Raw genomic sequence first — 25,649 nt, 5'->3', positions numbered from 1 at the left:
TTGTCGATAGTCGCGCGCCGCACTGCTTCGTACGATGAGGCCCATGCATGGAAACACGCCGACCGACTGGATAGATTTACTCATTATGTGCCGTGCCTGCACGGCCCCGCTGCGGCCGGCCCGCAGTCCGAGCGGGCCCGGCCCCGCGCAGCGTGCTGCAGGCCCTGATCAGCGCACACGGCCTGTGGGTTGGGCGATGTGGGCGATGTGGGCGGGGGCGGTGCGCACGCCGGCAGCCATGCCCCGGGCCCCTGCTGCATGACGGGCATCGCAACGCCCCTGCCCCCAAGCGCGGCCCGGGTACCGCTGTGCGTGGGCGTGCGGCACACGCCCGGTGCGCTGTCCGTGCGCGTGGCGTACATCGCAGGGGGCGCACCGGCCGGGGCGGACCCGCAGGATGCCCCGCGCCAGTTCGCCCAGGTGCTGGCAGCCACGGAGCGCCTGGTGCACGAGGCCGGCGCCAGCCTGGACCGGATCGTGTCGTGCGAAGTCTTCGTGCGCGAGCCTGCCGCCTGCCCGGCGGTCGAGGCCTTGCTGCGCACCTGGGCCGCACGCCGCTCTGGCTGCGCCCGCCTGGTGCGGCAACCACCCTGCGCCACGCCGCACGCCGACCTGGGGATGGCCCTGGTGGTCGCCCGGCCCGCCACCCCGGCGGACTGACCGGCTGCTGACGGCTGAACGACCGATCAGCGTCCCCGCCGGCCGACTGTAAGAAACATTCATGGGCGGCAAGCGCGGCCATTCGGCGGCCGATTTGCGCTGGAAATATTGATCAAAAACCGCCGCTACCGCGCTCCTGGAAAGCGCTAGCTGCTATCATTTTTGACATTTTGATGGGATGCGCTAACAGCATCCGGCGGAACGCCTGCGCCCCACTCAGGGTTTGCGCGTGTGCCGGCCAGCCCCGGCGCAGTTAGCCTCGCGCCCACTCCAGCACCAAGAGCGCTGGCGGTACGAAGGATGTTGTTTCAGACCCTGTTCTCAATGACAGACAGACAGACCGGCGGTGGCGCCACCCGCGCCACCGCTGCTTTCCATGCCCGGCATGGCATCCACGCAGCCTCGGCCCTACCCGGACCCCCCGGACACCCGCACACCACCATGTCTGTCAGCGTTTTCGACCTCTTCAAGATCGGCATCGGCCCGTCCAGCTCCCACACCGTGGGGCCCATGATCGCGGCGCGGCAGTTTGCGTGCAACCTGCAGGCCGGCCCGGGCTTGGCCGCGGTGCAGGGCATTGCGGTCGAACTGTTCGGCTCGCTGTCAGCCACCGGCGTGGGCCACGGCACCGACAAGGCCGTGCTGCTGGGCCTGGCGGGCTTCGAGCCCGACACCATCGACCCCGACCAGATCGACCCGACCATCGCCGCCATCCGGGCCAGCCAGACGCTGAACCTGCTGGGCGAGCGCACCGTGCCCTTCATCGAAAAAGAGCACCTGCTCTTTCGCCGCAAGAGCCTGCCCCTGCACCCCAACGGCATGTGCTTTCACGCGTTCGATGCCCAGGGCACGGAGATCGCCCAGCGCGAGTACTACTCGGTAGGCGGCGGCTTCGTCATCGACGCCGCTGGTGAACGGGTGCTGAACCAGGCCGGCAGTGCACAGCCCGGCAGCGCCGGCCACGCGCAGGGCCTGCCCCACCCCTTTCGCACCGGCGCCGAACTGCTGGCCCAGTGCCAGGCCACCGGCCTCACGCCGGCGCAACTCATGGCCGTCAACGAAGCGCACTGGCGCAGCGCCACCGAGGTGCGGCGCCAACTGCTGGCCATCTGGCGCACCATGGCCGGCGCCGTGCAGCGCGGCTGCGCCAGCACCGGCCACCTGCCCGGGCCGATGCGGGTACGCCGACGCGCGGCCGAACTGCACCGCAACCTGAAGGCCCACCCCGAGGCCGCGCTGCGCGACCCGCTGTCCATGCTGGACTGGGTGAACCTCTACGCCATGGCCGTCAACGAAGAAAACGCCGCGGGCGGCCGCGTCGTGACCGCCCCCACCAACGGCGCCGCGGGCGTGATCCCGGCGGTGCTGCACTACTACGTCAACTTCTTGCAAGGCGCCCGGGAAGGCAGCGCCGCCAACGAGGACGGCATCGCCACGTTTTTGCTCACCGCAGGCGCCATCGGCATCATCTACAAGGAAAACGCGTCCCTGTCAGGTGCCGAGGTGGGCTGCCAGGGCGAGGTGGGCGTGGCCTGCTCGATGGCCGCAGGCGCCCTGGCCGCCGTGATGGGCGGCACGCCCGAGCAGATCGAGAACGCCGCCGAGATCGGCATGGAGCACAACCTGGGCATGACCTGCGACCCCGTGGGCGGCCTGGTGCAGATCCCCTGCATCGAGCGCAACGCCATGGGTGCCATCAAGGCCATCAACGCCGCCCGCATGGCGCTGCGCGGCGACGGCCAGCACGTGGTGTCGCTCGACAAGGTCATCAAGACCATGATGCAGACCGGCGCCGACATGAAGGTGAAATACAAGGAGACCTCGCGCGGCGGCCTGGCGGTGAATGTTGTGGAATGCTGACGCCCGCCACCGGCCACGCATACAACTGACGCGGCGCCGGTACACAATCCGCGCTCAGCACACCGGTCACTCGGGCGCAGGGTGTCCCATCAGGCGCCCTGCGGCGCCGTTCACAGCTTCGCTGCTTCTTCTGCTTCTTCTGCTCCTTTTTCCTCCGTTGGTCTCCTTCATGAAAATCTCCTCGATGCTGCGCCCGTGGGCGCTGATGGCCGCCCTGGCGTGCGCCGCCGCCGCACCCGCCTGGGCCGAAGACACCCTGGGCCGCATTGCCAGCGCGGGCGAACTGCGCCTGGGCCACCGCGAAAAGTCCCTGCCGTTCTCGTACAAGGACGCCAACTCGGGCAAGGTGCAGGGCTACACGGTGGACATCTGCCTGCAGATCTTTGAAGAGATCAAGAAAGAGCTCAAGCGGCCCGACCTCAAGCTGACCTACCTGCTGGTGGACGGCAAGAACCGCATCACCGACGTGAAGAACAACGTCGTGGACCTGGAGTGCGGCGGCACGGCCAACACCGCCGCGCGCCAGAAGGAAATCGCCTTCAGCCACCACATCTTCGTGGCGTCGTCCGCGTTTTTGGTGAAAAAGACCTCCGGCATCAAGACGCTGGACGACCTGCAGGGCAAGAAGATCGCCGTGCAGGGCAAGACCACCAACGAAAACCTGCTCAAGGCCAACGAACGCACCTTTGCGCGCAAGTTCAACTACGTGCCGGTCGACAGCACGCTCGACGCAGTGAACGCCCTGGTCAAGGGCGACGCCGACGCCGCGTTCGCTGACGACGCGGGCATCTGGATTCCGCTCACCCGCCTGGGCAAGTCCATGGACGAGTACCAGTTCCTGGAAAAGCGCCTCTCGGTCGAGCCCTACAGCATCGGCCTGCGCCGCGAAGACCCCAAGTTCAAGGAACTCGTGGACCGCGTCACCCGCCGCATGATCCAGAACGGCGAGTTGACCGCGCTGTACAAGAAATGGTTCAGCTCGGAACAGGGCACGCTGCTGCCCATGAGCGTCTTCATGAAGGAAGCCCTGCGCCGGCCGAGCGACATCGGGGTGGAGCAGATCGCGTTCTGAAGCCCCCCTGAAAGGCGTCGACTCCCCCTGAGTCGCTTCGCGCCTTCCCCCGGGGGGGACGCACCCGGTGGCCTGGCGAAGCCAGTTCCACGGGTGCACTGGCCTGGAGAGTGCCAGTTTCGTAGGCGGCGCGCTGAACGAAGCCTCCGCCACCAAACGGGACGCATCCTGTCTCTGGCACCGCCTCCTTTCCCACGAGAACACGGGCTGCCGGCAATTTGGCTCACCAGCCGCCGCGCCGGCCCATGGGACAATCTCACCCCATGACCCCACAGCAATACGTACAGCAAAAAGCCGTGGCCTCGGGCAGCAGCTTCTACTACGCCTTCCTGTTCCTGCCGGCGCCGCGCCGCGCCGCGATCACGGCGTTTTACGCGTTCTGCCGCGAAGTGGATGATGTGGTGGACGAAGTCTCCGACCCGGGCGTGGCCCGCACCAAACTCGCCTGGTGGCAGGCCGAAGTGGCCAAGTCCTATGCCGGCCAGCCCACCCACCCCGTGATGCAGGCGCTGATGCCGCACACGGCCGAATACGGCATCGAGCAACGCCACCTGCAGGCCGTCATCGACGGCTGCCAGATGGACCTGGAGCAGACGCGCTACCTCGACTTTGCAGGCCTCAAGGGCTACTGCCACCTGGTGGCCGGCATCGTGGGCGAAGTCACGGCGCGCATCTTCGGCCAGACCGACGAGCGCACCACGCAGTACGCCCACACCCTGGGCCTGGCCTTCCAGCTCACCAACATCATCCGCGACGTGGGTGAAGACGCCATGATGGGCCGCATCTACCTGCCCGTCAGCGAACTGCAGCAGTTCGACGTGAAGGCGCACGAGATCTTGAAGCGCACGTATTCCGACCGCTTCACCGCGCTGATGCGCTTTCAGGCGGAGCGTGCGCACCGCCTCTACGACGAGGCCCTGGCCCTGCTACCCACTGCCGACCGCCGCGCGCAAAAGCCCGGCCTCATGATGGCCAGCATCTACCGCACGCTGCTGCGCGAGATCGAGCACGAAAACTTCCAGGTGCTGCACCAGCGCATCCGCCTCACCCCCCTGCGCAAGTTCTGGCTGGCGTGGAAGGTGCAGGCCCTGGGCCGGATGTGAGCGCGTCCCCTCCATCTGAACGACTGGAAGTACTGAGATGAAAGTCGCCGTCATCGGCGCCGGCTGGGCCGGCATGGCTGCGGCCATCGCGCATGCGCAGGCGGGGCGCGATGTCACGGTGTTCGAAGCCGCTCGCACCGTGGGCGGCCGGGCGCGTGCCGTGCCCGCCACCCTGCCAGGGGGCAAGGCTGCCACGCTCGACAACGGCCAGCACATCCTCATCGGCGCCTACGCTGAAAGCCTGCGCCTGATGCGCTTGGTGGGGGTGGACGCCAGCACCGCACTGCTGCGCCTGCCGCTCACGCTGCAGTTCCCAGACGGCCAGGGGCTGCAGTTGCCCGACCTGCCACCACCGCTGGACGCGCTGCTGGGCATCGTGCGCGCCAAGGGCTGGAGCCTTGGCGACAAGCTGGCGCTGCTGCGCACTGCCACCGCGTGGCAGTTGAAGGGCTTCCGCTGCGCGCCCGCGACCTCGGTGGCCGACCTGTGCGCGCCGCTCACGCCCCGCCTGATGGCCGAGTTCATCGACCCGCTGTGTGTGTCGGCCCTGAACACCCCCGCGCACCAGGCCAGCGGCCAGGTGTTTCTGCGCGTGCTGCAAGACAGCCTGTTCAGCGGGCGCGGCGGCTCCAACCTGCTGCTGCCACGCGTTGACCTGGGCGCGCTGTTCCCCGAGCCTGCCGCACGCTGGCTGACGGCGCAGGGCCGCCACCAGGTCATCACCGGCCAGCGTGCACTGCGGCTGCAGCCGCAGCCCGGCGGACGCTGGCAGGTCATCGGCGCGGCCGGCCTCTTGGGTGCCGCTGACGACGCCCCCGACGTGTTCGACCACGTGACCCTCGCGTGCCCGTCGTGGGAGGCCGGCAGGCTCGTGGCGGCTGTCGCCGGTGAGGCCGGTTTGGCGAGTGCCCGCCCGTGGAGCACGTTGGCAGGCGCCCTGCTTTTTGAGGCCATCACCACGGTCTACGCCCATGCCCCAGGCGCACGCCTGCCCCAGCCCATGCTGGCATTGCGCAGCACGCCGCACAGCCCCGCGCAGTTCGTTTTCGACCGCGGCCAGTTGGACGGCCAGCACGGGCTGCTGGCCTTCGTGGTGAGCGCCAGCGACGGCGAGCGCTCTCACATCGAGCAACAGGTGCTGCAGCAAGCCGCCGCGCAGCTGGGCATCAGCGCCTTGCAGCCCGTGCAGACCGTGGTGGAAAAACGCGCCACCTTCGCCTGCACCCCCGGCCTCGCGCGCCCGGGCCTGCAGGTGCTGCCCGGCCTGACGGCCTGCGGTGACTATGTGGACGGCCCCTACCCCGCCACGCTGGAAGGCGCGGTGCTCAGCGGCACTGCGGTGGCGGCCAGCGTCTGACGGCCGCGCCCCCCGGGAAAACCCCAGGCCGACTGACAGCATTCCGAAAGCCCGCAGCGCGCACCATCGCGTTCTGTCATGCCTACCTGGCTTTCTCGGAGACACACATGCCCATCGACCCACAATTCCCCCACCACCTGCACCCCACCCGGCGCCACCTGCTGGGCGCTGGCGGCGCCCTCGCGCTCGGCGGCATGCTGCCCACGCTGGCATCGGCCCAGGCCGCCTGGCCCGCCAAGTCGATCCGCTTCGTCGTGCCATTTGCACCGGGCGGCAGCTCCGAGATCGTTGCGCGCTCCACCGCGGCCGAGCTGACCAAGACGCTGGGCCAGAGCGTGTTCGTGGACAACAAGCCCGGCGCCGCCGGCAACATCGCCATGTCGGAAGTGGCGCGCGCAGACGACCAGCACACGGTCATCCTGGGCCACATCGGCACGCTGGCCGTGAACCCCTACATCTTCGACAAGCTGCCCTACGACGCCAACAAGGACTTCAAGCCTGTGAGCCTGCTGGCCAAGGTGCCCAGCCTGTACGTGGTGCACCCCGATGTGCCGGCCAAGAACCTCAAGGAGTTCATCGCCTACGCCAAGAAGAACCCCGCCAAGCTCAGCTACGGCTCGGCAGGCAACGGCAGCGCGGGCCACCTCGCGTTCGAATACCTCAAGATGACGGCCGAGATCTTCATGCTGCACGTGCCCTACCGCGGCACTGGCCCCATGATGACCGACCTGCTCTCGGGCCGCCTCGACGCCGCCGCCGTGGGCGCCGCGGCCCTGCTGCCTTTCATCAAGTCGGGCAAGGTGCGCTGCATCGCCACCGGCTCGGCCCAGCGCCTGCCCCAGCTGCCCGACGTGCCCACCGTGGCCGAGCAGGGCTTCCCGGGCTTTGAGATGACGCAGTGGTACGGCATGCTGGCCCCGGCCACCCTGCCCAAGGAGCACCTGGACAAGCTGGCCATCGAAACCGCCAAGGCCGTCAAGGCGCCCGACTCGCTCAAGCGCCTGAACGGCGACGCGGCAGAAGCCATCGGCGGCACGCCCGCACAGTTTGCGCAGTTCATCGCGGCCGAGCAGGCCCGTTGGCAAAAGGTGCTCAAGCGCGCGCAAGTGAAACCAGACTGACCCGGGGCCTTGGCAGTGCCCTGGCCTCAACGCAGCAGAGTCCAGAGAATGCTGAGCGCCACCGCATACAGCGCACCGAAGACGGCGCAGGCCGTCAACCAGCCATCGTTGCGCGGCGCCTCGGGCGGTTCACCACCGCCCCAGGCCGCGATCCACCCCATCAGAAAATACGACAGGCCCGCGATGGCTTTGATCAGCATCTCGGGCGCTGCCGCACCGCCTGCGGCGCCGGCCAACGCACCAGCGAGCAACAACGACTGCATCCGCGCAAAAGACTGACCGATGCTCATCCCTACGGCGACGATCAACAACGCCATCACCAACCCGCACGCCAGCCCCAACAGGCTGCAGGCAGCGCGGAACACCAGGCCCGATGCCCACCAGGTCGCGGTGTCAACCTCACCCGGTACCGCCGACTGGCGCCGCCGAACCTTCGATACCAATCCGTCTTCCTTGCCCATCCGCTGCTCCTGCGCCGTGATCGACAGAGTATGTCCGGTCTCGGCTTTCATGGGCTGCGGTTTCAAGGTGCCGCGTTAGCATCCCACCCATGCGCATCCTCCTGGCCGAAGACGAACACAGCCTGGGCACCTGGCTCAGCCGGGCGCTGGAGCATGCGGGCATTCAGGTGGAATGGGTGAGCGACGGCCGCGTGGCCGACAAGTCGCTGCAGCAGCACGACGACTACGACGCACTGGTGCTGGACCTGGGCCTGCCGGGCATGGACGGGCATGCGGTGCTGCAGCGTCTGCGCGACCGGGACCAGCGGCTGCCCACGCTGATCCTCACCGCGCGCGATTCGCTGGACGAGCGCGTGCGGCTGCTCAACGCGGGGGCCGACGACTTTCTGGCCAAGCCCTTCGAGCTGGCCGAGCTGGAGGCCCGGCTGCACGCGCTGGTGCGCCGCGCGCGCGGCACCGACCCACCACGCCTGGCCTGCGGCCCGCTGGCCTACGACACCGCCCGCAAGCAGTTCGTGCTGCACGGAGAGCCTCTGGCCCTGTCGCCGCGCGAGCAGGGTGTGCTGCGGGTGCTGGTGCAGCGCAGCGGCGAGCCGTTTTCCAAGCAGCAGATCCTGGACCGCGTGTTCGTGGGCGATGAAGACGTGCACCCCGAGGCGGTGGAAGTGTTCGTGCACCGCCTGCGCAAGCGGCTCGACGGCAGCGGCGTGCGCATCGTCACGCTGCGGGGCCTGGGCTATGCGCTGGAGGCTGGTGATGTTCCCCCCTGAGCCGCTGCGCGTCTTCCCCCCTGGGGGTGGACGCCACCGGTGGACTGGCCGAGCCAGATCCACGGTGGCGCTCGCAGGGACTGCGCGCGCATCGACGGCTGCTGCTGATCGCCATCACGGGGCGTCGCTGTGCCCCTGATGCAGCGCCTTCGCCGTGCCAGCCTCTGGCGCCTTCTCGCCTGCCTGCTGCTGCCGCTGCTGGCGGTGGTGACCGGCGTGGAGCTGTGGATGACGCGGCACGACGCGCTGGAGGCCGCCAACGCGGCGTACGACCGGTCGCTGCTGGGGGCGCTCAAATCCATCGATGCCAACATCTCCACCGCGTCCGGCGGCCTGTCAGCCGAGCTGCCCTACACCATGCTCGAATTCTTTGAGCTCACGGCCAGCGGGCGCGTGTACTTTCGTGTGGCGTCGTCCGATGGACTGGTGGAGCTGGGCAACGCCGACCTGCCCCTGCCGCCGGGCGCGCTGGAGACCGGCGTGCCGCGCTTTTACGACGCCACCTACTTCGGCGAGTCGGTGCGGCTGGCCGCGTACCGCCGCGCGGTGGACGGGCCTGCCGCAGCCACGGGCTCGAACCCCGGCGCGACCACCGCGTCGCCCCCTGAGTCCGCCAGCGTGCTGGTGCAGGTGGCCGAAAGCACGCAGTCGCGGCAGGACTTCACCCGCCGCTTCGTGCGCCGCGCCGCGCTGCGCGATGGCCTGGTGCTGGCGCTGATGGTGCTGGGCACAGGGGTCACGCTGGCCCTGGCGCTGCGTCCCCTGGCCCGCCTGGCCCGCGAGGTCCAGGCCCGCAGCCCCGACGACATGACGCCCATCGCCGGCGATGACCTGCCCGCCGACATCCGCCCGCTGGTCACCGCCGTCAACGCGCAGATGGGCCGCACGCAAGGCCTGGTGGCGCAGCAGCGGCAGTTTCTGGACGACGCATCGCACCAGTTGCGCACGCACCTGACCACGCTGCAGATGCAGATCGACTACGCGCGCCGCGAGCCCGACGCGGCCCGGGTGCAAGACACGCTGGCGGCCCTGGGCAACGAGATCGCGCGCGCCACGCGCAGCACCCAGCAACTGCTGGCCCTGGGCCGCAGCGACACCGCCGCCGTGGACCTGGCCCCGTGCGACCTGGCCGCGCTGCTGCGCACCGTGGCGCTGGAGCTGCTGCCGCAGGCCCGCGCCAAGCAGATCGACTTCGGCATCCACACCGCCACGGCCGACATCGCCGCGGTGGCCGACAGCGGCCTGCTGCGCGAGGCGCTGACCAACCTGGCCGCGAACGCCATCGCCTACACCCCGCAGCGCGGCACCATCACGGTGTCGGCCGCCGGCGACAGCCTGGGCTGGAGCCTGAGCGTGGAAGACAACGGCCCCGGCCTGTCGCCCGAAGAACGCGACGCGCTGGGCCACCGCTACCGGCGCGGCTCGCAGGCCGTGGCCGGCGGATCGGGCCTGGGGCTGGCCATCGCCCGCTCCATCGCCGAGCGCCACCGCGGCCGCCTGCGGCTGGAGGCGCGCAGCGACGGCCCAGGCCTTTTGGCCATACTCTGGTGGCCACGTTCATGAAACATATGGCCCCCACGCTCCCTACCCTGTCGGATTCGCTGCCCGCGAGGACGCCGTTTTCATCCTGGGGCGGGCCGAACCCGGGCGATACCACCGCGCTGCCGAGCCGCCGGCAGGTGCTGGTCGCAGCGCTGGCTGCGGGCGCAGGCGCCGTCGGCGCCGTGCCGGCCCTGGCGGCGGTGGCCGACGCCTCCACCGAGCCCGCCGAATGCATCGCCCCGTCGCGCCCCGGCGGAGGGTTCGACCTGACCTGCGGCCTGGCCGGGCAGGCGCTGCAGGCCGTGCGGCCCACGCGCACGCCGCTGCGCACCCGCTACCTGCCCGGCGGCATCGGCGCGCTGGCGTTCGACCAGGTGGCCACCGGGCGGCTGGGCGGGCCCGGCACGCTGGTGGCTTTCTCCAGCGGGTCGCTGCTCAACATCGCGCAGGGCCGGTTCGGCCCGCACCCCGTCAGCGCCGTGCGCTGGATCGCCACGCTGGGCACCGACTACGGCGTGGTGGCGGTGCACCGCGATGCGCCCTACCAGCGCCTGCAGGACGTGGCCGCTGCGCTGCGCCGCGACACCAACCGCGTCGTGTTCGGCGCGGGCGGAACGCTGGGCAGCCAGGACTGGATCAAGGCCGCCCAGCTGGTGCGGTCTGCGGGGCAGGACCACAAGCGCATGCGCTTCGTGTCGTTCGAGGGCGGCGGCGAGGCGCTCAAGGCCCTGCGCGGCGGGCACATCGACGTCTTCACCGGCGACGCGGCCGAGGCCATGCAGGCCGCGGCACAGGGCGCACCGCTGCGCGTGCTGGCCGTGTTGTCGAAAGAACGGCTGGCGGGCAACCTGTCGGGCCTGCCCACGGCCCGCGAGCAGGGCGTGGACCTGGTCTGGCCCACCGTCCGGGGCGTGTACATGGCCGCCAGCGCACCAGACGCCGCGGTGCGCGCCTGGACGGCGGCACTGCACGACGCCCTGGCCGCCCCGGGCTATGCCGCCCTGTGTGCCCAGTACGGGCTGTACCCCTTTGCGCTCACGGGCGCAGACCTCGAGGCCTTCGTGCAGCGCAGCCTGGCGGACTACCGGCGCCTGGCGCAGGACCTCGGCCTGCGGACCTGGGTGCGCTGAGGCCGCGCGATGGCAGCCGTGTAGCGGCGACGTCGCGGCGGCGTGGCAGCGTGGCGGTGCGCAGCCGCAGCCCTGAAGGACTGCGCCTGCACGGCACTACAGGCTTTTCCTACCTGCCGCCTGGGCGCACCGGGCGAGGCTGCAAGCACAGACAGCCCCACGCACACGCCGACCACCGGAGACGCCCATGTCCGACCATCTGACGCCGGCCACCGAACTGGCCCGCCACGCCCACACCCCCTTCCCCGGCGCATCGCCGCAGTACGAGTCAGCGCGCCGCGCCCTGCTGGCCGACGAGATCGAATTGCGCCGGCACATGACGCGCGTGGCCGAGCAGCGGCGCGCCCTGCCACCCGGCCCGGTGATCCGCAAGGACTACCGCTTCAAGAACGAGCATGGGGCCGATCAGGGCCTGGCCGACCTGTTCGGCGACAAGACCACCCTGATCACCTACTTCTGGATGTACGGACCGCAGCGCGAAAGACCCTGCCCCATGTGCACCAACTGGCTGGGCGCGGTCAACGGCAATGCCGCCGACGTGCAGCAGAAGGCGGCCCTGAAGGTGCTGGGCCGCTCACCGGTGGAGCGCCAGCTGGCGTTTGCGCAGGAGCGCGGCTGGCGGGACCTGCGCTTTGTACAGACCGTGGGAGACGACTACGCCCAGGACCTGGGCATCTTGCTGCCGGACGGCAGCGAGTACCCGGCGCTCATCGTGTTCCAGCGCACAGGCAGCGAGGTGCGCCTGTTCTGGGCCAGCGAAATGACGCGTGAGATGGCAGACCCCGGCCAGGACCCGCGCGACGCGCCGGACATCGCTGCGCTGTGGTCGCTGCTGGACCTGACGCCCGAAGGGCGCGGCACGGACTGGTACCCCAAGCTCAGCTACTAGCGAACTTGACTGCCTGCCCTCAGCCACCGTCCACCCGCCGTTCACCGGCCTCTCGCTTGCCACACCACCCCACCACCGGCACCGCACTACGTCGCCGGAGCCCGCACCCGCCATGCCAAGAATTCGCTACCTGCCCCCCACCCTGGCAAGGCTCCACGGCCCGCCCGGCCGCCGCCGTGAACGACCGCGCGGCCAGGTACCGCAGTCGCACCTGGGCGCGGGCTGGTGGGCACCCCGCACCAGCCAGTTGGCACGGCACGCAGTGCATGCCGACGGGCTGCCCGCCAGCGCCTACTGGCCTGCGCCCCAAGGATGGCGGGGCCCTGCCCAGCCGCGGGTGGCCGCGACGGCCGGGCTGTTGCGGCAGGCCGCGCGCCAGGCACACCATCGGCATGTATCCACCCAGAGCCCGTCCTCCAGCCGGCCGGTGCGTGCCGCACTGCGCAGGCCCCGGGTCGCCTGAGTACAGCCTGCGACGGGGTGCAGGGCCGGCCTACCTTTCAAGCCACCACTGAATCACCACCTTGGCCAGGAAGCCGATGAAGCCCACGCCCAGCCCCAGGAAGAGCACGAAGGTGCCGAACCGGCCGGCCTTGGACTCCCACGCCAGCTGCCCAATGATGAACAGCATGTACGCGATGAACGCGCCCACGCCGTAGGTCAGAAAGAAGCCCGAGATCTGCGCCTCGGTGAAGCCGAAGATCACGGTGCCACCCCGCCGCCGCGTGCTGCACTGGGGGCGGCATCCCGCTCGGGCAGGCTCGACGCATCGACCAGGTCCCGGTACGCATGCCAGCTGGCGTGGCCCAGCATGGGCATCACCGCCACCAGGCCGAGCAGCAGCGAGCCCAGCCCCAGCAGCGTGAAGCCCAGGATCAGCGCCGCCCAGAACGCCATGGGCAGCGGGTTGCACAGCACGGCCTGCCAGCTGGTCAGCACCGCCTGCCGCAGCGTGGCGCGCCGGTCCAGCAGCAGCGGCATGGCGACCACGCTGGACGCGAAAATCGGCGCCGCCATCAGGCTGCCCAGCGCCAGCCAGATCTCGAACAGCCAGCCCTCGCGGGCCAGCACCACATGGCGCAGAAAGTCGAGCGGCGTGGCGATAGGTACCGGCGCCAGCAGCGTGATGAGCGCGGCCGACGTCATCACCCAGCCCGTGGCCGCCAGTGCCAGCAAGGCGCCAAACTGCAGCATGCACCAGTAGTCGCTGCCCCACTTGTTGACGTGGTGGTTCTGCCAGTGGAGCCAGGTCTTGAGCACCACGCCCCGGTCAGCGGGCTCGCCCCGCTCCAGCGCGCGGCTCAGCGCATACAGGCTGGTGGCCAGCACCGGCGCCACCACCAGAAAGCCCGACAGCGCCCCGGCCAGCAGCCAGAACCGGTGGTGGCCCACCGCCAAGATCGCGGCGCCGAACAGTGCCAGCACCAGCCCATGCGCAAAGCTCACCCAGCCCGCGCGGGCCATGTCGCGCCAGGCCAGCACCAGCCAGGTCATGGGCTGCATGAGCCCGATGGTGCGCACGGCAGGCAAGGCAGGCTGGTCAGGGGGGTTTCGCGGCATGGCCTGCAGTGTGGCCGGGCCGGTGACCGCGATCAAGGCGGCGGATACGGCGTCTGGCGTGTTCTTGACCTGGGACAAGAAAATGCCCCGTCGCGCGGGGCATGGTGCATTGACGGCGCAGCTACAGCGTCACGCCAGCAGCCGGCACAGTTCGGTCAGGCTGCTCACCGTGGCGTGCGGCGGCGTGTCGTACGGCCAGGCGGCCTCGGCGGGGTTGAGCCACACGGCCTGCATGCCGGCATCCATGGCGCCGCGGGCATCCAGCGTGGCGTCGTCGCCCACGTGCAGCACCTCGTGCGGCTGCACCTGCACGGCCTGCGCAGCCGCCTGGAAGATGCGTGCATCGGGCTTGGCCACACCCAGCACCGATGCGCTCAGGCTGTCCTTGAAGTACTGGCCGATGCCCACCTTGTGGATGTCGGCATTGCCGTTGGACACCGCCACCACCGGGTAGCGCGACGACAGGAAGGCCAGCGTATCGTGCGCATCGTCGAACAGCGTCACGCGCTGGCGCTCGGCAAAGAACAGATCGAACGCAGGCTCGGCCAGTGCGCCATCGTCGCCCGCCTGGGTCAGTGCCAGGCGGATGGATTCGCGGCGCAGCGCGCTCAGGTCGTGCTGCAGGTCGGGCCGCAGGTTCACCATCTGGTTGCGGATGGCGCGCAGCGCCTCGGTGCTCTGAAACAGGCGCGCCGTGGCGGGCGCGTGCTCGGTCATCCACTGCAGCAGCACGGCTTCGGCCCGCTCGATGGTGGGCCAGATGGGCCACAGCGTGTCGTCCAGGTCGATGGTGATGGCACGGATGCGGGGGATGTCCAGGGAGGGGGTCAGCACGGGGGCGCACCTGCAGAAAATCAGCGTGGGTGGAGGGCCCGGCGGGGGGCCGGACTGCGATGGCACAGCATAACGCAGCGATTTGCTGCGGCGGATGGACTGCGCTGTGCGAGGCTTCGACCAGCTCAGCCCGAACGGTATGGGGTGAACGGTATGGGGCGGTGGTATGGGCCAAGCTGGCACCGGGTAGGCGGTATGCAATCGAATGACGGACCGCCAATCCCGATCACACGCCCAGTGACGAACCCCGCACGATCAGCGTGCCCGGCAGCAGGTTCTCACGCACGGCGCCCTGCAGCCCGCCGATGCGCTCCAGCAGGCACTGGGCGGCGCGCTGGCCGATGGCGTCGGTCGGCTGGGCCACGGTGCTCAACCCCGGGCGAATCAGCGGCGCCCATTCGGGGTCGTCGAAACCCACAAAGCCCAGCTCCTGCCCGAAGGTCCACTGCAGCCTTGCCACCGCCGCCGCCACGCGCAGCGTGACGACCGAGTTGCCGGCCACCACGGCGCAGCGCCCCTTTGCAACGTTTGCAACGTTTGCACCGGCACGTTCGCGAAAGTCCGCCAGCGCCCGGGCCAGGGCGTCCTCGCCCTGCTGCGCGTCGATCTCCAGCACCTCGCCGCGCACCTTTGGACCCTGCGCCGAAATGCACGCCCGAAACGCCGCGGTGCGCTCCAGCCGCGAGCTCACGCCCTGCAGGGGCTGGGTGACGTACAGCAGGCTCTGCCAGCCCTGCGCCACCAGGTGCGCGCAGGTTTCGCGCATGGCCGCTTCATTGTCCAGCGCCACAAAATCCGCGTCGAGGCCCGCGTGCCGGCGGTCCACCAGCACCGCGGGCTTGCCGTGCAGCGTGTTCACGTCGGCCAGGCCCTCGCCCTGCCCCAGCGTGTTGAGGATGAATCCGTCCACCTGGTAGCTCGCCAGCGCATCGATGGCCGCGCGCTCGCGTTCGCGGTCGTTGCCCAGGTTGAACAGCATCACCAGGTAGCCTGCCTCCTGGCACGCCTTTTCGGCGCCGCGCAGCACGGCCACCGAATAGGGGTTGGTGATGTCGGCCACCACCAGGCCGATGAGGCGCGAGCGGCCGTGGCTGAGCGCCTGGGCCATGGGGCTGGGCACGTAGGCCAGCTTGGCGATGGCGGCCTCGACGCGGGCTGCGATGTCGGGACTGAGCAGGCGCTCGCGGTGGTTGAAGTAGCGCGACACCGTGGCCTTGGACACGCCCGCCTCGGCCGCGACATCGGCGATGGTGGGGCGGGCGCGGGGCGTGGTCGATGCTGCGGGTGTCGGTGAGGTCATGCTTGCGCGGCGTTATACACGGCGGCGGGCCGCTCACCGGCCAGCGCCTGCAGCAAGCTGGTGGTGGCCAGCACGGCCATGGCGTGCCGCGTGCCGTGCGTGGCCGAGCCGATGTGCGGCAGCGGCGTCACCCGCGGGTGGGTGCGCAGGGGCGAGTCGAGCGGCAGCGGCTCGGTGGCAAACACATCCAGGCCCGCTGCGCGCAGCGTGCCGTGGTCGAGAGCGTGCAGCAGGTCCTGCTCGACCACCGTGGCGCCGCGCCCGCCGTTGATGAAGATGGCGCCGGGCTTCATGGCGGCAAAGACGTCGGTATTGACCAGGCCCCGCGTGCTGCCAGACAGCGGCAGCATGGCCACCACAAAGTCGGACTGCGCCAGCAGCTCGGCCAGCGGCAGGTGCGCAGCCTTGCCCACCAGTTCAGGCGCAGTGGCGGCCAGGTCCACCGGCCGGCGCGCGTGGTAGACCACGGGCATGCCAAAGCCCAGCGCCGCACGGCGCGCGATGGCCTGGCCGATGCGGCCAAAGCCCAGCAGCCCCAGCGTCTTGCCATGCACGTCGCTGCCGAACAGGTCTTCGCCGATGTTCTTGGTCCAGCGGCCCTCGCGCACCAGTTGCGCCAGCTCCACCATGCGACGGCTGGTGGCCATGAGCAGGGCGAACACGGTGTCGGCCACGGTTTCGTCCAGCACGCCGGGCGTGTGGCACAGCACGATGCCGCGGGCCTGCAGTGCGTCGAGCGCATAGTTGTCCACGCCCACGGACACGCTGGAGACCACCTCCAGCCGGGGCGCCCGCGCCAGCAGCGCGGCATCGACGGGGTAGCTCGACCCGATCAACCCCTGCGCCTGGCCCAGCGCTGCGTCAAACAGTGCGCGCTCCTCGGGCTTGCGCGGGTTGGCCTCCGTCACGTCGTGCAAGGCCTGCAGGCGCGCCAACTGGTCGGGCGGCAGTTCACGAAAGACCAGCACCTTCTTGCGCTCGGGCCTGCCCTGCACCGCCGGTGCGGACACGTTCACAGGCCGGCCTCCTGCAGCTGCGCCCGCGTGGGCAGGCCTTCGGTGTCGCCCAGCACCTGCACCGCCCGCGCGCCAATCCAGGCGCCGCGGCGCACGGCGGCGGGCACGGGCAAGCCTTCGAGCAGTGCGCTGATGACGCCCACCGCAAAGCCATCGCCCGCGCCCACGGTGTCCACCACCTGGGCCACGGGCACGCCGGGCACGCGGCCGGTGCCGGCCACGTCGCTGTCGTAGTAGGCGCCCTCGGGCCCGAGCTTCACGACCACCAGCCTCGCGCCGCGCTCGCGGTAGAAGCGCGCCACGCCTTCGGGCGTGGTTTCGCCGGTCAGGAACACGCCCTCTTCCAGGCCCGGCAGCACCCAGTCGGCATAGCCGGCCAGGGTGTTGATCCAGTGGCGCATGGCCTCGGGCGACGCCCAGAGCGTGGGGCGCAGGTTGGGGTCGAACGAGATGGTGCGACCCGCGGCGCGCGTGACCTCCAGCGTGCGGATGGCCGCCTGCAGGCTAGTGTCCGAGATGGCCGCGAACACGCCCGTGGCGTGCAGGTGGCGCGCAGACCGCAGCCAGGGCTCGTCCACATCGGCCGGCCCCATCTGGCTGGCGGCCGAGCCCTTGCGGTGGTATTCGACCTGCGGGTCGCGCCCGTCGGTCACGCGTTCCTTGAACTGAAAGCCCGTGCGCTGGGCCGCATCGCACACCACGTGCGAGCAGTCGATGCCTTCGCCGCGCATGGCGGCCAGCAGCGCGCGGCCCATGGAGTCGGTGCCCAGGCGGCTGGCCCAGCCCACCTTCAGCCCCAGGCGCGCCAGGCCAATGGCCACGTTGGTCTCGGCCCCCGCGGTGCGCTTGTGAAAGCCCGTGGCGTTCTCCAGCGGGCCGGGCTCGTTGGCCACCAGCAGCAGCATGGCCTCGCCGAACAGCGCCACGTCGAAAGCGGTGTCGCCGGATTTGGAAACAGCGTCGCTCATGCAGCACCTCGCACGGCACGGATGAAGTCCACCTGCTCGCGCGTGACGGCCACCAGGTCGTCGCCCACCAGCGGGTATTCGATGGCATGCGGCGCATCGGCCGGCAGCGCGCGCAGCACGGCGCGCCAGGGCGCCACCGACTCGGCCAACGGCACCGCGATCCACTTGGCCGGCAGGCGCTGCACGCCCTTGCAGTGCACGTAGCGCACATGGGGCGCCAGGGCCTGCGCGGCCTGCAGCGGGCATTCGCCCTGCCAGTGCCAGTTGCCCATGTCGAAGGTCATGCCCAGGTCGAGCCCGGCCTGCGCCTGCGCGGCAAAGAACGCCTGCAGGGCGGCCAGGGTGCCGGCCGTGGCGGTCTGGTCGTTCTCGATGACCAGCTCCACCTGCGGGGCCGCTGCCAGCAGCGCCTTCAGCTGCTGCAGCGATGTCTGCGATGTCTGCGATGTCTGCGATGTCTGCGATGTCTGCAAGCTCGCACCAAAGCCGCCGATGGACATCTTCAGCCGCGGTGCGTGCAGCACGCGCGATGCGTGAATGCCGCGCTGCAGGGCGGCCTCGTCCAGCAGACCGTCATGGGTCCACAGCCCTTCGGGGCTGGAGTACACCGCGGCCCGGCCGGCCAGCGCGGGCAGCTCGGTGGCTGCGTCGCGCAGCAGCTCGCCGCGCACTTCCACGCCGTCGGCGCCCGCCTGGCGGGCCAGGTCGGTGCACCACAGCTGGCCGTGGCGCCCGGTTTCGGCCGCGCCGAAGGAGGACAGGGAAATCAATACCTTCATGGGTGTTCTTTCAAGCCCGTGGATCGGGCTTTCACAGGGCTTGGCGTCTGTCGGGACTTGCGCCACCAACGCTCAGCCCATTCAGTGGGCGTTGTGCGAGCTCAATATCTGGCCCAGGAACTGGCGGGTCTTCTCATGCTGCGGCTGGCCGAAGAACTGCGCAGGCGGGGCCTGCTCCAGAATTTTTCCTTCGGCCATGAAGATCACGCGGTCGGCCACGCTGCGCGCAAAGCCCATCTCGTGCGTCACGCACAGCATGGTCATGCCGTCCTCGGCCAGGCCGATCATGGTGTCCAGCACTTCCTTGACCATCTCCGGGTCCAGCGCCGACGTGGGCTCGTCGAACAGCATCACCTTGGGGGCCATGCACAGCGCGCGCGCAATGGCCACGCGCTGCTGCTGCCCGCCCGACAACTGGCTGGGGTATTTGTGCGCCTGCTCGGGGATGCGCACCCGCGTGAGGTACTTCATGGCGACCTCTTCCGCTTCCGCCTTGCCCATGCCGCGCGAGCGCATGGGCGCCAGCGTGCAGTTCTCGAGGATGGTGAGGTGCGGGAACAGGTTGAACTGCTGGAACACCATGCCCACCTCGGCACGCACCGCGTCCACGTTCTTGCCGCCAGCGGTCAGCTCGATGCCGTCGACCACGATGCGGCCCTTTTGCACCGTCTCCAGCCGGTTGATGCAGCGGATCAGCGTGGACTTGCCCGAGCCCGACGGCCCGCAGATCACGATGCGCTCGCCGGCGCGCACCGACAGGTCGATGTCGGTCAGCACCTGAAAGCTGTCGTACCACTTGTTGACACCCTCCATCGTGATGATGGGGGTTGCATCGGCGATGGTCGTCGTCGTGGCTGCGTCCGTCATTGTCAAAGGCTCCTGGGGTGGCTGGGGCTCACGCTCAAGCGATATGGATTACTGAAGCTTGGGCAGATCCGCGCCCAGCCACTTCTGATACAGCTTGTTCAGCTCGCCGTTGGCCGTGTTGCGCGCCACGAAGTCGTTCACTGCGCGGGTCAGCTCGTCCTGGCCGGGGCGCAGGGCGATGCCCATGGCCTGCTGCAGCAGGTTGAACTTGTTCTCGAAGGTGTTGGCGGGCACGCGCTTGGCGATCTGTGCTGCCACGGTGACCGAGCAGCCGATGGCATCGACCTGGCCGGAGATCAGCGCCTGCATGGCCGATGCGTCGTCGTCGAAGCGGCGGATCTCTGTGCCCTCGGGCGCGGCCTTGGTCACGGCCACATCCTGCGTGCTGGCACGGGCCACGCCCACGCGCACGCCCTTCAGGTCCGCCGCGCTCTTGATGGCGCTGCCGGTCTTGCCGTACAGCACGATGGTGGCGGCCGCGTAAGGCTGCGAGAACTGCACCTGCTTGGCGCGCTCGGGCGTGATGGCGAGCGACGCCACCAGCACGTCGACCTTGTTGGTCAGCAGGAAGGGAATGCGGTTGGGGCCGGTGACGGGCACGATGTTGGCTTTGACGCCCAGCTCCTTGGCCAGCAGCTTGGCCACGTCGGCGTCGTAGCCGTCGGGCTGGTTCTGCGCGTTGGTCGTGCCGTAGGGCGGAAAGTCCACCAGCATGCCGATGGTGAGCTCACCCTTTTTCTTGATGTCGGCCACGGACTGTGCCGAGGCCAGCGGCGCAAACGCCGTGAGCGCGGCGCCCAGGCCCAGTGCGGCCAAGGCGGTGGTGACGGTGCGGCGGTGCAGAGAAAAGGTCATGGCATGTCTCCAGGTAGTGGTTATGAACGAGAGATAAAAAAGCAATGAATGAACGAAGGCGCTGTTGGCGTTGGCGGCGCTGCCGTCAGCGCGCGAGCGCCCGGGCCCGCTTGCGCTCCATGCGCGCCGCCAGCAGCGACAGCGGCCAGCAGATCACGAAGTACAGCGCCGCCACGGTCGTGAACACATGCAGCGGCTGGAAGGTCGCGTTGTTGATGATCTGCCCGGCCCGCGTGATCTCGGTGAAACCGATGATGGCGGCCAGCGAGGTCCCCTTGATGATCTGCACCGTGTAGCCCACGGTGGGCGGCAGCGCGATCTTGAAAGCCTGCGGCAGCACCACGAAGCGCATGCGGTTGATGTAGCTCAGGTTCAGGGCCTGCGCGGCCTCCCACTGGCCGCGCGGCACCGCTTCGATGCAGCCGCGCCATATCTCGGCCAGGAACGCCGCGCTGTTGAGCACCAGCGCCACACCCGCCGCCACCCAGGGGTTGATGTCCAGGCCCAGCACCGGCGCGCCGAAGAAGATCAAAAACAGCTGCAGCAGCAGCGGCGTGCCCTGAAACACCTGGATGAACACCCGCGACGCATTGCGCGCCAGGGCGTTTTCAGACGTGCGCGACAGCGCCACCACCAGGCCCAGCAGCGCGCCGCCCACGAACGCGATGGCCGACAGCGCCAGCGTCCACTGCGCGGCCTGCACGATGAAGAGGAATTCGGAGAGTCCGAAGGTACGCATGACTAATTTCCTCAGCGACGGTCGGGGTAGTTGAGCGCGCGCTGGTAGATCAGCTTGAACAGCGCCGAGAACGACAGCGCCAGCGCCAGGTAGATCACCGCCACCACGATGTAGATCTCGAAGCTGCGAAACGTCTGCGACTGCAGGTTGGCCGCCACCGACGTCAGGTCGTCCGCCGAGATCACCGACACCACGGCCGAGCTGAGCATCAGCAAAATGAACTGGCTGGTGAGCGCGGGGTAGATGGCCTTGAGCGCGGGCTTCAGGATGACGAAGCGAAAGATCTCCCAAGGCTTCAGGTTGAGCGCCTTGCCCGCCTCGATCTGCCCCTTGGGGATGGACTCGATGCCCGCCCGCACGATCTCCGCCGCGTACGCCCCCAGGTTGACCACCATCGCGGTCAGCGCCGCCGTGTAGGGCGACCAGCGCAGGCCGATGGAGGGCAGCGCGAAGAAGAAAAAAAACAGCTGCACGATGAACGGCGTGTTGCGGATGACCTCGATGTACGCATTGATCAAGAACCGCAGCCACGCGGGCCCGCCCGTCTTGCCCCAGGCGCAGAACACGGCCACCACCAGCCCCAGCACCGTGGCGGTGAGCGACAGCTGCACGGTGATCCACGTGCCTTTGAGCAGCAGCGGCCATGCGGCAAAAACGGCGTCGAACTGGAACTGGTAATTCACGGCGTGGGTGGTTCGGATGGGATGCGCAGAGTTTATGAAACCGGTTTCATAGCCGCATCGGGGATTACCCGACTGCCGTCAAAACGGCCCCTGCGATGACGTTGAAGCCCTGTTGGACACCAGGCACCACGCGTGGGCGAAAATGCCGCATGCCCTCCTTCCGCCCCGAACCCCCTTACACCCACGGCCAGGCCGAGCGAACCGCAGTGCTGCTGTGCAACCTGGGCACGCCCGACGCAGCCACCGCGCCCGCCGTGCGGCGTTACCTGGCGCAGTTCCTGGGCGACCACCGCGTGGTGGAGATCCCCAGGCTGGCGTGGCTGCCCATCCTGCACGGCATCATCCTTCGCACCCGCCCCGCCAAGTCGGCCGCCAAGTACGCCAGCGTCTGGACGGCCGAGGGCTCGCCCCTGGCGGTGTGGACGGCCAGGCAGGCCACGCTGCTGCGCGGCTGGCTGGGCGAGGCCGGGCACGCGGTGCTGGTGCGCCACGCCATGCGCTACGGCAACCCCTCCATCGACAGCCAGCTCGACGCCTTGAAGGCCGAAGGCGCCACGCGCATCCTCATCCTGCCGCTGTACCCGCAGTACTCCGGCACCACCACCGCCAGCCTGTTCGACGCGGTGTACGCCTGGGCCGCACGCACCCGCCACGTGCCCGAGCTGCGCTTCGTCAACCGCTACCACGACGCCCCCGGCTACATCGACGCGCTGGCCCGCACCATCGAAACCCACTGGAAGCACCACGGCCAGCCCGACCAGCTGGTGATGAGCTTTCATGGCGTGCCCGAGCGCACCCTGCACCTGGGCGACCCCTACCACTGCGAGGCGCGCAAGACCGGCCGCCTGCTGGCCGAGCGCCTGGGCCTGCGCGAAGAGCGCTACCGCATTACCTTCCAGTCGCGCTTTGGCAAGGCCAAGTGGCTGGAGCCCTACACCCAGCCCACCATCGAGGCGCTGGGCAAGGCCGGCACGCGGCGCGTGGACGTGGTGTGCCCGGGCTTTACCAGCGACTGCCTGGAGACGCTGGAAGAAATCAACATGGAAGTGCGCGAGGCTTTCCTGCACGCGGGCGGCCAGGAGTTTCACTACATCCCGTGCCTGAACGACAACAACCACTGGATCACCGCCCTGTCGCGCATCGCCCAGCAGCATCTGGCGGGCTGGCCCACCGAGATGCCCGGCGCCGCAGCCCTGGCCGACGCTAGAAGCCGTGCGCTGGCCGGTGGCGCCCCTGCGGGCCAATGCCCGGTGGCGCGCGGCTGAGGTCCAGGCCCGCACGCGGTCTGACCGTGGCCCGCTCAGACCAGCGCCCAGACCGCCCTTCGGATTACTATTATTTTGATAGCTGCTACCGCCCTACCATCCAGCGGCAGGCAGCTATTTGACTTCATAACCCCAAGCAGGCACCGTGTGACGCACCTACCTGCCGCCCGCCCGCCCCCATGCCCGCCTTGCCCCTTGCTCCCCACCAGCTGCGGCTGACCATCGACCCCTCCACCCTCGGCTTTGCCAGCACCGCCGAGCTGCAGGACCTGCCCCTGCCCTGGATCGGCCAGGAGCGCGCCCACGCCGCCGCGCAGTTCGGGCTGAACATGCTGCAGCCCGACTACCACCTGTTCGTGCTGGGCGAAGTGGGCAGCGGCCGCGCGTCGCTGCTGCGCCAAGCCATTCAGACGGCCGCCGCCGCGCGGCCCGTGCCGCCCGACCTGTGCTACCTGCACAACTTCGACCAGCCCGACCGCCCCCGTGCCCTGCGCCTGCCGCCCGGCCAGGGCCGCGTGCTGCGCCAACGCATGGCCGACATGGGCAAGAACCTGCAGGCCGACATCCCGCGCCGCCTGGCCAGTCCCGACTTCAAGGCCGACGCCGAACGCATCGAGCAGGCCTGGCAAGAGCAGGAGCGCAGCGCGTTCGCCACGCTCGACGCCTTTGCCGAAGCCCGCCAGGTGCGCCTGTCGCGCGAGAACGGGCAGATGGTGTTCACCCTCATCGGCCCCGGCGGCCTGCCGCTGTCCGAAGCCGAAGCCCGCGCCCTGCCCCGCGAGCGCCGCGCCGAGATCGACACCGCCGAACACGCGCTGCGCGCCGAGATCACCCGCTTCATCGAGACCACCCGCCCGCTGGAGCGCGCCCGCGACGAGGCCCTGGCCCAGCTGCGCCGCCAGACCGTGCAGCCGCTGGTGCAGCACGCCCTGCACGACATCCGCCAGGGCCTGAGCGAGCCTGTCATCAAGGACGCCGTGAAGCTGGGCCAGTGGCTGGACCAGGTGGAGCACGCCGTGCTGCAGAACATCGACCTCTTCGAGAGCGGCGACGACAGCGATGCCGGCGACGACCGCAATGACCGGAACGGCAACGACGGCAGCAGCAGCAACAACAGCGAAGACACCGAGCAGGACCGCCAGGACGCGCTCGACGACCTGCTGGCGCGCTGCAGCGTGAACCTGGTGGTGGACCACCACGGCCAGACCACCGCCCCCGTGCTGGTCGAAGACCACCCCACCCAGCGCACCCTGTTCGGCGGCATCGAGCACGGCAGCGAGTCGGACACCGTGCAGGCCGACCACGCCGCCATCCACGCGGGCAGCCTGCTCAAGGCCCACGGCGGCTTCATCCTGCTGCACCTGTACGACCTGGCCGCCGAAGAAGGCCTGTGGGCGCGCCTGCGCCGCTTTCTGCGCTGCGGCCGGCTGCAGATCGACGAGGGCAGCCCCGGCGCCCACGCGGGCGGCGGTGGCGGTAGCGGCGGTGCTGCCGCGGCCCTGCAGCCCGAGCCCGTGGATGTGGACGTCAAGATCGTGCTCATCGGGTCGGTGGACGAGTACTACGCCATGCAGGAGTCCGACCCCGACGCCGCACGCCGCTTTCGCGCCAAGGTGGACTTTGCCGAGCGCTTTGCCGCCACGCCCGCCACGCGCCAGGCCACCGCGATCTTCGTGGCGCACAGCTGCCAGCGGCGCGGCCTGCCCCACTTTGCGGCCGGCGCCGTGGCCCTGCTGCTGGAGCAGACCCACCGCGACGCCGACGACCAGGGCCGCCAGAGCGCGCTGTTCGCCCACACCGAGGCCCTGCTCATGGAAAGCGCCGCGCTGTGCCGCGCCCGCGGCGGCGCGCTGGTGGAGGCGCCCGACGTCGCGGCCGCGCTGGCCGCCCAGCGCCTGCGCCACAACTACCCCGAAGAGCAGCTGCACGAATCCATCATCGAGGGCGAGCGCCTGATCACCCTGCAGGGCGCCGTCACCGGCCAGATCAACGCCATGACGCAGATCGACCTGGGCGACTACCGGTTCGGCTTTCCGGTGCGCATCACCGCGCGCACCTTTGCCGGTCAAGAGGGCCTGCTCAACATCGAGCGCGAGGTCGACATGTCCGGCCCCATCCACGACAAGGGCGTGCTCATCCTGCACAGCTACCTGACCGCGTTGTTCAGCCACGTGGCGCCGCTGGCGCTCAATGCGTCCATCGTGTTCGAGCAGGAATACAGCGGCGTGGAGGGCGACTCCGCATCGTGCGCCGAGCTCTACGCCCTGCTGTCCAGCCTGTCGGGCCTGCCCCTGCACCAGGGCATTGCAGTGACCGGCGCGCTCAACCAGCACGGCGAGGTGCTGCCCGTGGGCGGCATCAACGAAAAGATCGAAGGCTGGTTCCAGGCCTGTGTGGCCGCCGGCCTGGACGGCACCCAGGGCGTGCTGATCCCCAGCCGCAACCGCCGCCACCTGATGCTGGACCGCAGCGTGCTCGACGCCGTGGAGCGCGGCCTGTTCAGCGTGTACACCATGGGGCATGTGAGCGAGGGCATTGCGTTGCTGACCGGCGAGGCATCGGGGATGAGCCCGGCGGAGTTGCTGAGCCCCGTGGCCGATGCCCATGGGAATGCCCGTGAGAATGCCGCCCATGCCCCCCAAGCTGCGGGCGCTGCGGGCGCTGCGGATGTGCAGGCGACGGCCGTGGAAGCCACGGTGCTGCAACGGGCCGAGCAGACGCTGCGGGCGTACCGGCGGGCGTGCCAGACTGCGGGGTACACCCGGCGGGCAAGGGGCCAGGGACGGTGAATGGATGCCCGGCGTGTGCGATAAAGTCG

25 protein-coding genes are annotated in these 25,649 nt (G+C 69.7%); 13 read left to right on the top strand and 12 right to left on the bottom strand.

Going from position 1 to position 25,649, the window contains the following annotated elements; genetic code table 11:
- Window positions 1-258 precede the first annotated feature (258 nt).
- The 6 genes from ACIGHN_RS25445 to ACIGHN_RS25420 all read left to right on the top strand — a co-directional run bounded on the left by ACIGHN_RS25445 (window position 259) and on the right by ACIGHN_RS25420 (window position 7,173).
- Window positions 259-660 (top strand): RidA family protein, encoded by a 402-nt coding sequence (locus ACIGHN_RS25445; RefSeq protein ID WP_396506924.1) that lies wholly within the window; start codon window positions 259-261, stop codon window positions 658-660.
- 441 nt (window positions 661-1,101) lie between these two features.
- Window positions 1,102-2,520 (top strand): L-serine ammonia-lyase, encoded by a 1,419-nt coding sequence (locus ACIGHN_RS25440; protein WP_396506923.1) that lies wholly within the window; start codon window positions 1,102-1,104, stop codon window positions 2,518-2,520.
- 169 nt (window positions 2,521-2,689) lie between these two features.
- The gene (locus ACIGHN_RS25435) at window positions 2,690-3,592 is read left to right on the top strand and encodes an amino acid ABC transporter substrate-binding protein (RefSeq protein WP_235504066.1); all 903 of its coding nucleotides are present in this window, start codon (window positions 2,690-2,692) and stop codon (window positions 3,590-3,592) included.
- 263 nt (window positions 3,593-3,855) lie between these two features.
- Window positions 3,856-4,695 carry a presqualene diphosphate synthase HpnD gene (hpnD, locus tag ACIGHN_RS25430; protein WP_396506921.1) on the top strand — a complete coding sequence of 280 codons (840 nt, stop codon included), beginning with the start codon at window positions 3,856-3,858 and terminating at the stop codon, window positions 4,693-4,695.
- 37 nt (window positions 4,696-4,732) lie between these two features.
- The gene (gene hpnE / locus ACIGHN_RS25425; RefSeq protein ID WP_396506919.1) at window positions 4,733-6,052 is read left to right on the top strand and encodes a hydroxysqualene dehydroxylase HpnE; all 1,320 of its coding nucleotides are present in this window, start codon (window positions 4,733-4,735) and stop codon (window positions 6,050-6,052) included.
- 107 nt (window positions 6,053-6,159) lie between these two features.
- Window positions 6,160-7,173, top strand: a complete 1,014-nt coding sequence (locus ACIGHN_RS25420) for a tripartite tricarboxylate transporter substrate binding protein (RefSeq protein ID WP_056169784.1) — start codon at window positions 6,160-6,162, stop codon at window positions 7,171-7,173.
- A 26-nt stretch (window positions 7,174-7,199) separates the two neighbouring features.
- Here the strand turns inward: ACIGHN_RS25420 and ACIGHN_RS25415 are convergent, their stop codons facing one another.
- Window positions 7,200-7,685 (bottom strand): hypothetical protein, encoded by a 486-nt coding sequence (locus tag ACIGHN_RS25415; RefSeq protein WP_396506917.1) that lies wholly within the window; start codon window positions 7,683-7,685, stop codon window positions 7,200-7,202.
- Between the two features lie 38 nt (window positions 7,686-7,723).
- Here ACIGHN_RS25415 and ACIGHN_RS25410 point away from each other — a divergent pair, with 38 nt between their 5' ends.
- The 5 genes from ACIGHN_RS25410 (at window position 7,724) to ACIGHN_RS25390 (ending at window position 12,428) form a co-directional block, all read left to right on the top strand.
- Window positions 7,724-8,404, top strand: coding sequence for a response regulator (locus ACIGHN_RS25410; RefSeq protein WP_056169787.1), 681 nt, complete (start codon window positions 7,724-7,726; stop codon window positions 8,402-8,404).
- 138 nt (window positions 8,405-8,542) lie between these two features.
- Window positions 8,543-9,967 carry a sensor histidine kinase gene (locus tag ACIGHN_RS25405; protein WP_396506915.1) on the top strand — a complete coding sequence of 475 codons (1,425 nt, stop codon included), beginning with the start codon at window positions 8,543-8,545 and terminating at the stop codon, window positions 9,965-9,967.
- 5 nt (window positions 9,968-9,972) lie between these two features.
- A complete protein-coding gene (locus ACIGHN_RS25400) occupies window positions 9,973-11,076 on the top strand; it encodes a Bug family tripartite tricarboxylate transporter substrate binding protein (protein WP_396506963.1) in 1,104 nt (367 codons plus the stop codon).
- 187 nt (window positions 11,077-11,263) lie between these two features.
- Window positions 11,264-11,965 (top strand): DUF899 family protein, encoded by a 702-nt coding sequence (locus ACIGHN_RS25395; RefSeq protein WP_056169794.1) that lies wholly within the window; start codon window positions 11,264-11,266, stop codon window positions 11,963-11,965.
- Between the two features lie 112 nt (window positions 11,966-12,077).
- The gene (locus ACIGHN_RS25390; protein WP_396506914.1) at window positions 12,078-12,428 is read left to right on the top strand and encodes a hypothetical protein; all 351 of its coding nucleotides are present in this window, start codon (window positions 12,078-12,080) and stop codon (window positions 12,426-12,428) included.
- 30 nt (window positions 12,429-12,458) lie between these two features.
- On the opposite strand, the gene ACIGHN_RS25385 is transcribed toward ACIGHN_RS25390, so the two are convergent.
- From ACIGHN_RS25385 to ACIGHN_RS25335, 11 genes are all read right to left on the bottom strand, one after another.
- Window positions 12,459-12,671, bottom strand: a complete 213-nt coding sequence (locus ACIGHN_RS25385) for a DUF2788 domain-containing protein (protein WP_007859622.1) — start codon at window positions 12,669-12,671, stop codon at window positions 12,459-12,461.
- On the bottom strand, window positions 12,668-13,525 hold the full coding sequence (locus ACIGHN_RS25380) for a DUF2189 domain-containing protein (protein WP_396506962.1): 858 nt from the start codon (window positions 13,523-13,525) through the stop codon (window positions 12,668-12,670). Before ACIGHN_RS25380 ends, ACIGHN_RS25385 begins: the two co-directional genes overlap by 4 nt.
- A 129-nt stretch (window positions 13,526-13,654) precedes the next feature.
- The gene (locus ACIGHN_RS25375) at window positions 13,655-14,359 is read right to left on the bottom strand and encodes an HAD-IA family hydrolase (RefSeq protein ID WP_396506913.1); all 705 of its coding nucleotides are present in this window, start codon (window positions 14,357-14,359) and stop codon (window positions 13,655-13,657) included.
- Window positions 14,360-14,585: 226 nt separating this feature from the next.
- On the bottom strand, window positions 14,586-15,659 hold the full coding sequence (locus tag ACIGHN_RS25370; protein WP_396506912.1) for a LacI family DNA-binding transcriptional regulator: 1,074 nt from the start codon (window positions 15,657-15,659) through the stop codon (window positions 14,586-14,588).
- Window positions 15,656-16,669, bottom strand: a complete 1,014-nt coding sequence (locus ACIGHN_RS25365; protein ID WP_396506961.1) for a 2-hydroxyacid dehydrogenase — start codon at window positions 16,667-16,669, stop codon at window positions 15,656-15,658. Before ACIGHN_RS25365 ends, ACIGHN_RS25370 begins: the two co-directional genes overlap by 4 nt.
- A gap of 2 nt (window positions 16,670-16,671) precedes the next feature.
- Window positions 16,672-17,643 carry a sugar kinase gene (locus ACIGHN_RS25360; protein ID WP_396506910.1) on the bottom strand — a complete coding sequence of 324 codons (972 nt, stop codon included), beginning with the start codon at window positions 17,641-17,643 and terminating at the stop codon, window positions 16,672-16,674.
- The gene (locus ACIGHN_RS25355) at window positions 17,640-18,422 is read right to left on the bottom strand and encodes a sugar phosphate isomerase/epimerase family protein (RefSeq protein ID WP_396506909.1); all 783 of its coding nucleotides are present in this window, start codon (window positions 18,420-18,422) and stop codon (window positions 17,640-17,642) included. Before ACIGHN_RS25355 ends, ACIGHN_RS25360 begins: the two co-directional genes overlap by 4 nt.
- Before the next feature lie 81 nt (window positions 18,423-18,503).
- Window positions 18,504-19,289: an amino acid ABC transporter ATP-binding protein gene (locus tag ACIGHN_RS25350; protein ID WP_396506908.1), complete on the bottom strand. Its 786-nt coding sequence runs from the start codon at window positions 19,287-19,289 to the stop codon at window positions 18,504-18,506.
- Window positions 19,290-19,337: 48 nt separating this feature from the next.
- Window positions 19,338-20,144, bottom strand: coding sequence for a transporter substrate-binding domain-containing protein (locus ACIGHN_RS25345; protein ID WP_396506906.1), 807 nt, complete (start codon window positions 20,142-20,144; stop codon window positions 19,338-19,340).
- Window positions 20,145-20,229: 85 nt separating this feature from the next.
- Window positions 20,230-20,883 (bottom strand): amino acid ABC transporter permease, encoded by a 654-nt coding sequence (locus ACIGHN_RS25340; RefSeq protein WP_396506905.1) that lies wholly within the window; start codon window positions 20,881-20,883, stop codon window positions 20,230-20,232.
- Between the two features lie 11 nt (window positions 20,884-20,894).
- Window positions 20,895-21,566, bottom strand: a complete 672-nt coding sequence (locus ACIGHN_RS25335; protein ID WP_056418724.1) for an amino acid ABC transporter permease — start codon at window positions 21,564-21,566, stop codon at window positions 20,895-20,897.
- Window positions 21,567-21,715: 149 nt separating this feature from the next.
- Here ACIGHN_RS25335 and hemH point away from each other — a divergent pair, with 149 nt between their 5' ends.
- Entirely contained in the window at window positions 21,716-22,831 is a 1,116-nt protein-coding gene (hemH, locus tag ACIGHN_RS25330; protein WP_396506903.1) for a ferrochelatase, read from the top strand.
- Window positions 22,832-23,010: 179 nt separating this feature from the next.
- Complete coding sequence (locus ACIGHN_RS25325; protein WP_396506901.1) at window positions 23,011-25,620, top strand: Lon protease family protein; 2,610 nt, start codon at window positions 23,011-23,013, stop codon at window positions 25,618-25,620.
- The last annotated feature ends 29 nt before the right edge of the window (window positions 25,621-25,649 follow it).

The organism is Acidovorax sp. NPDC077693 (genome assembly GCF_044542805.1).
GTDB lineage: Bacteria > Pseudomonadota > Gammaproteobacteria > Burkholderiales > Burkholderiaceae_C > Acidovorax.
This window is presented reverse-complemented; position numbering and strand designations above follow the sequence as displayed.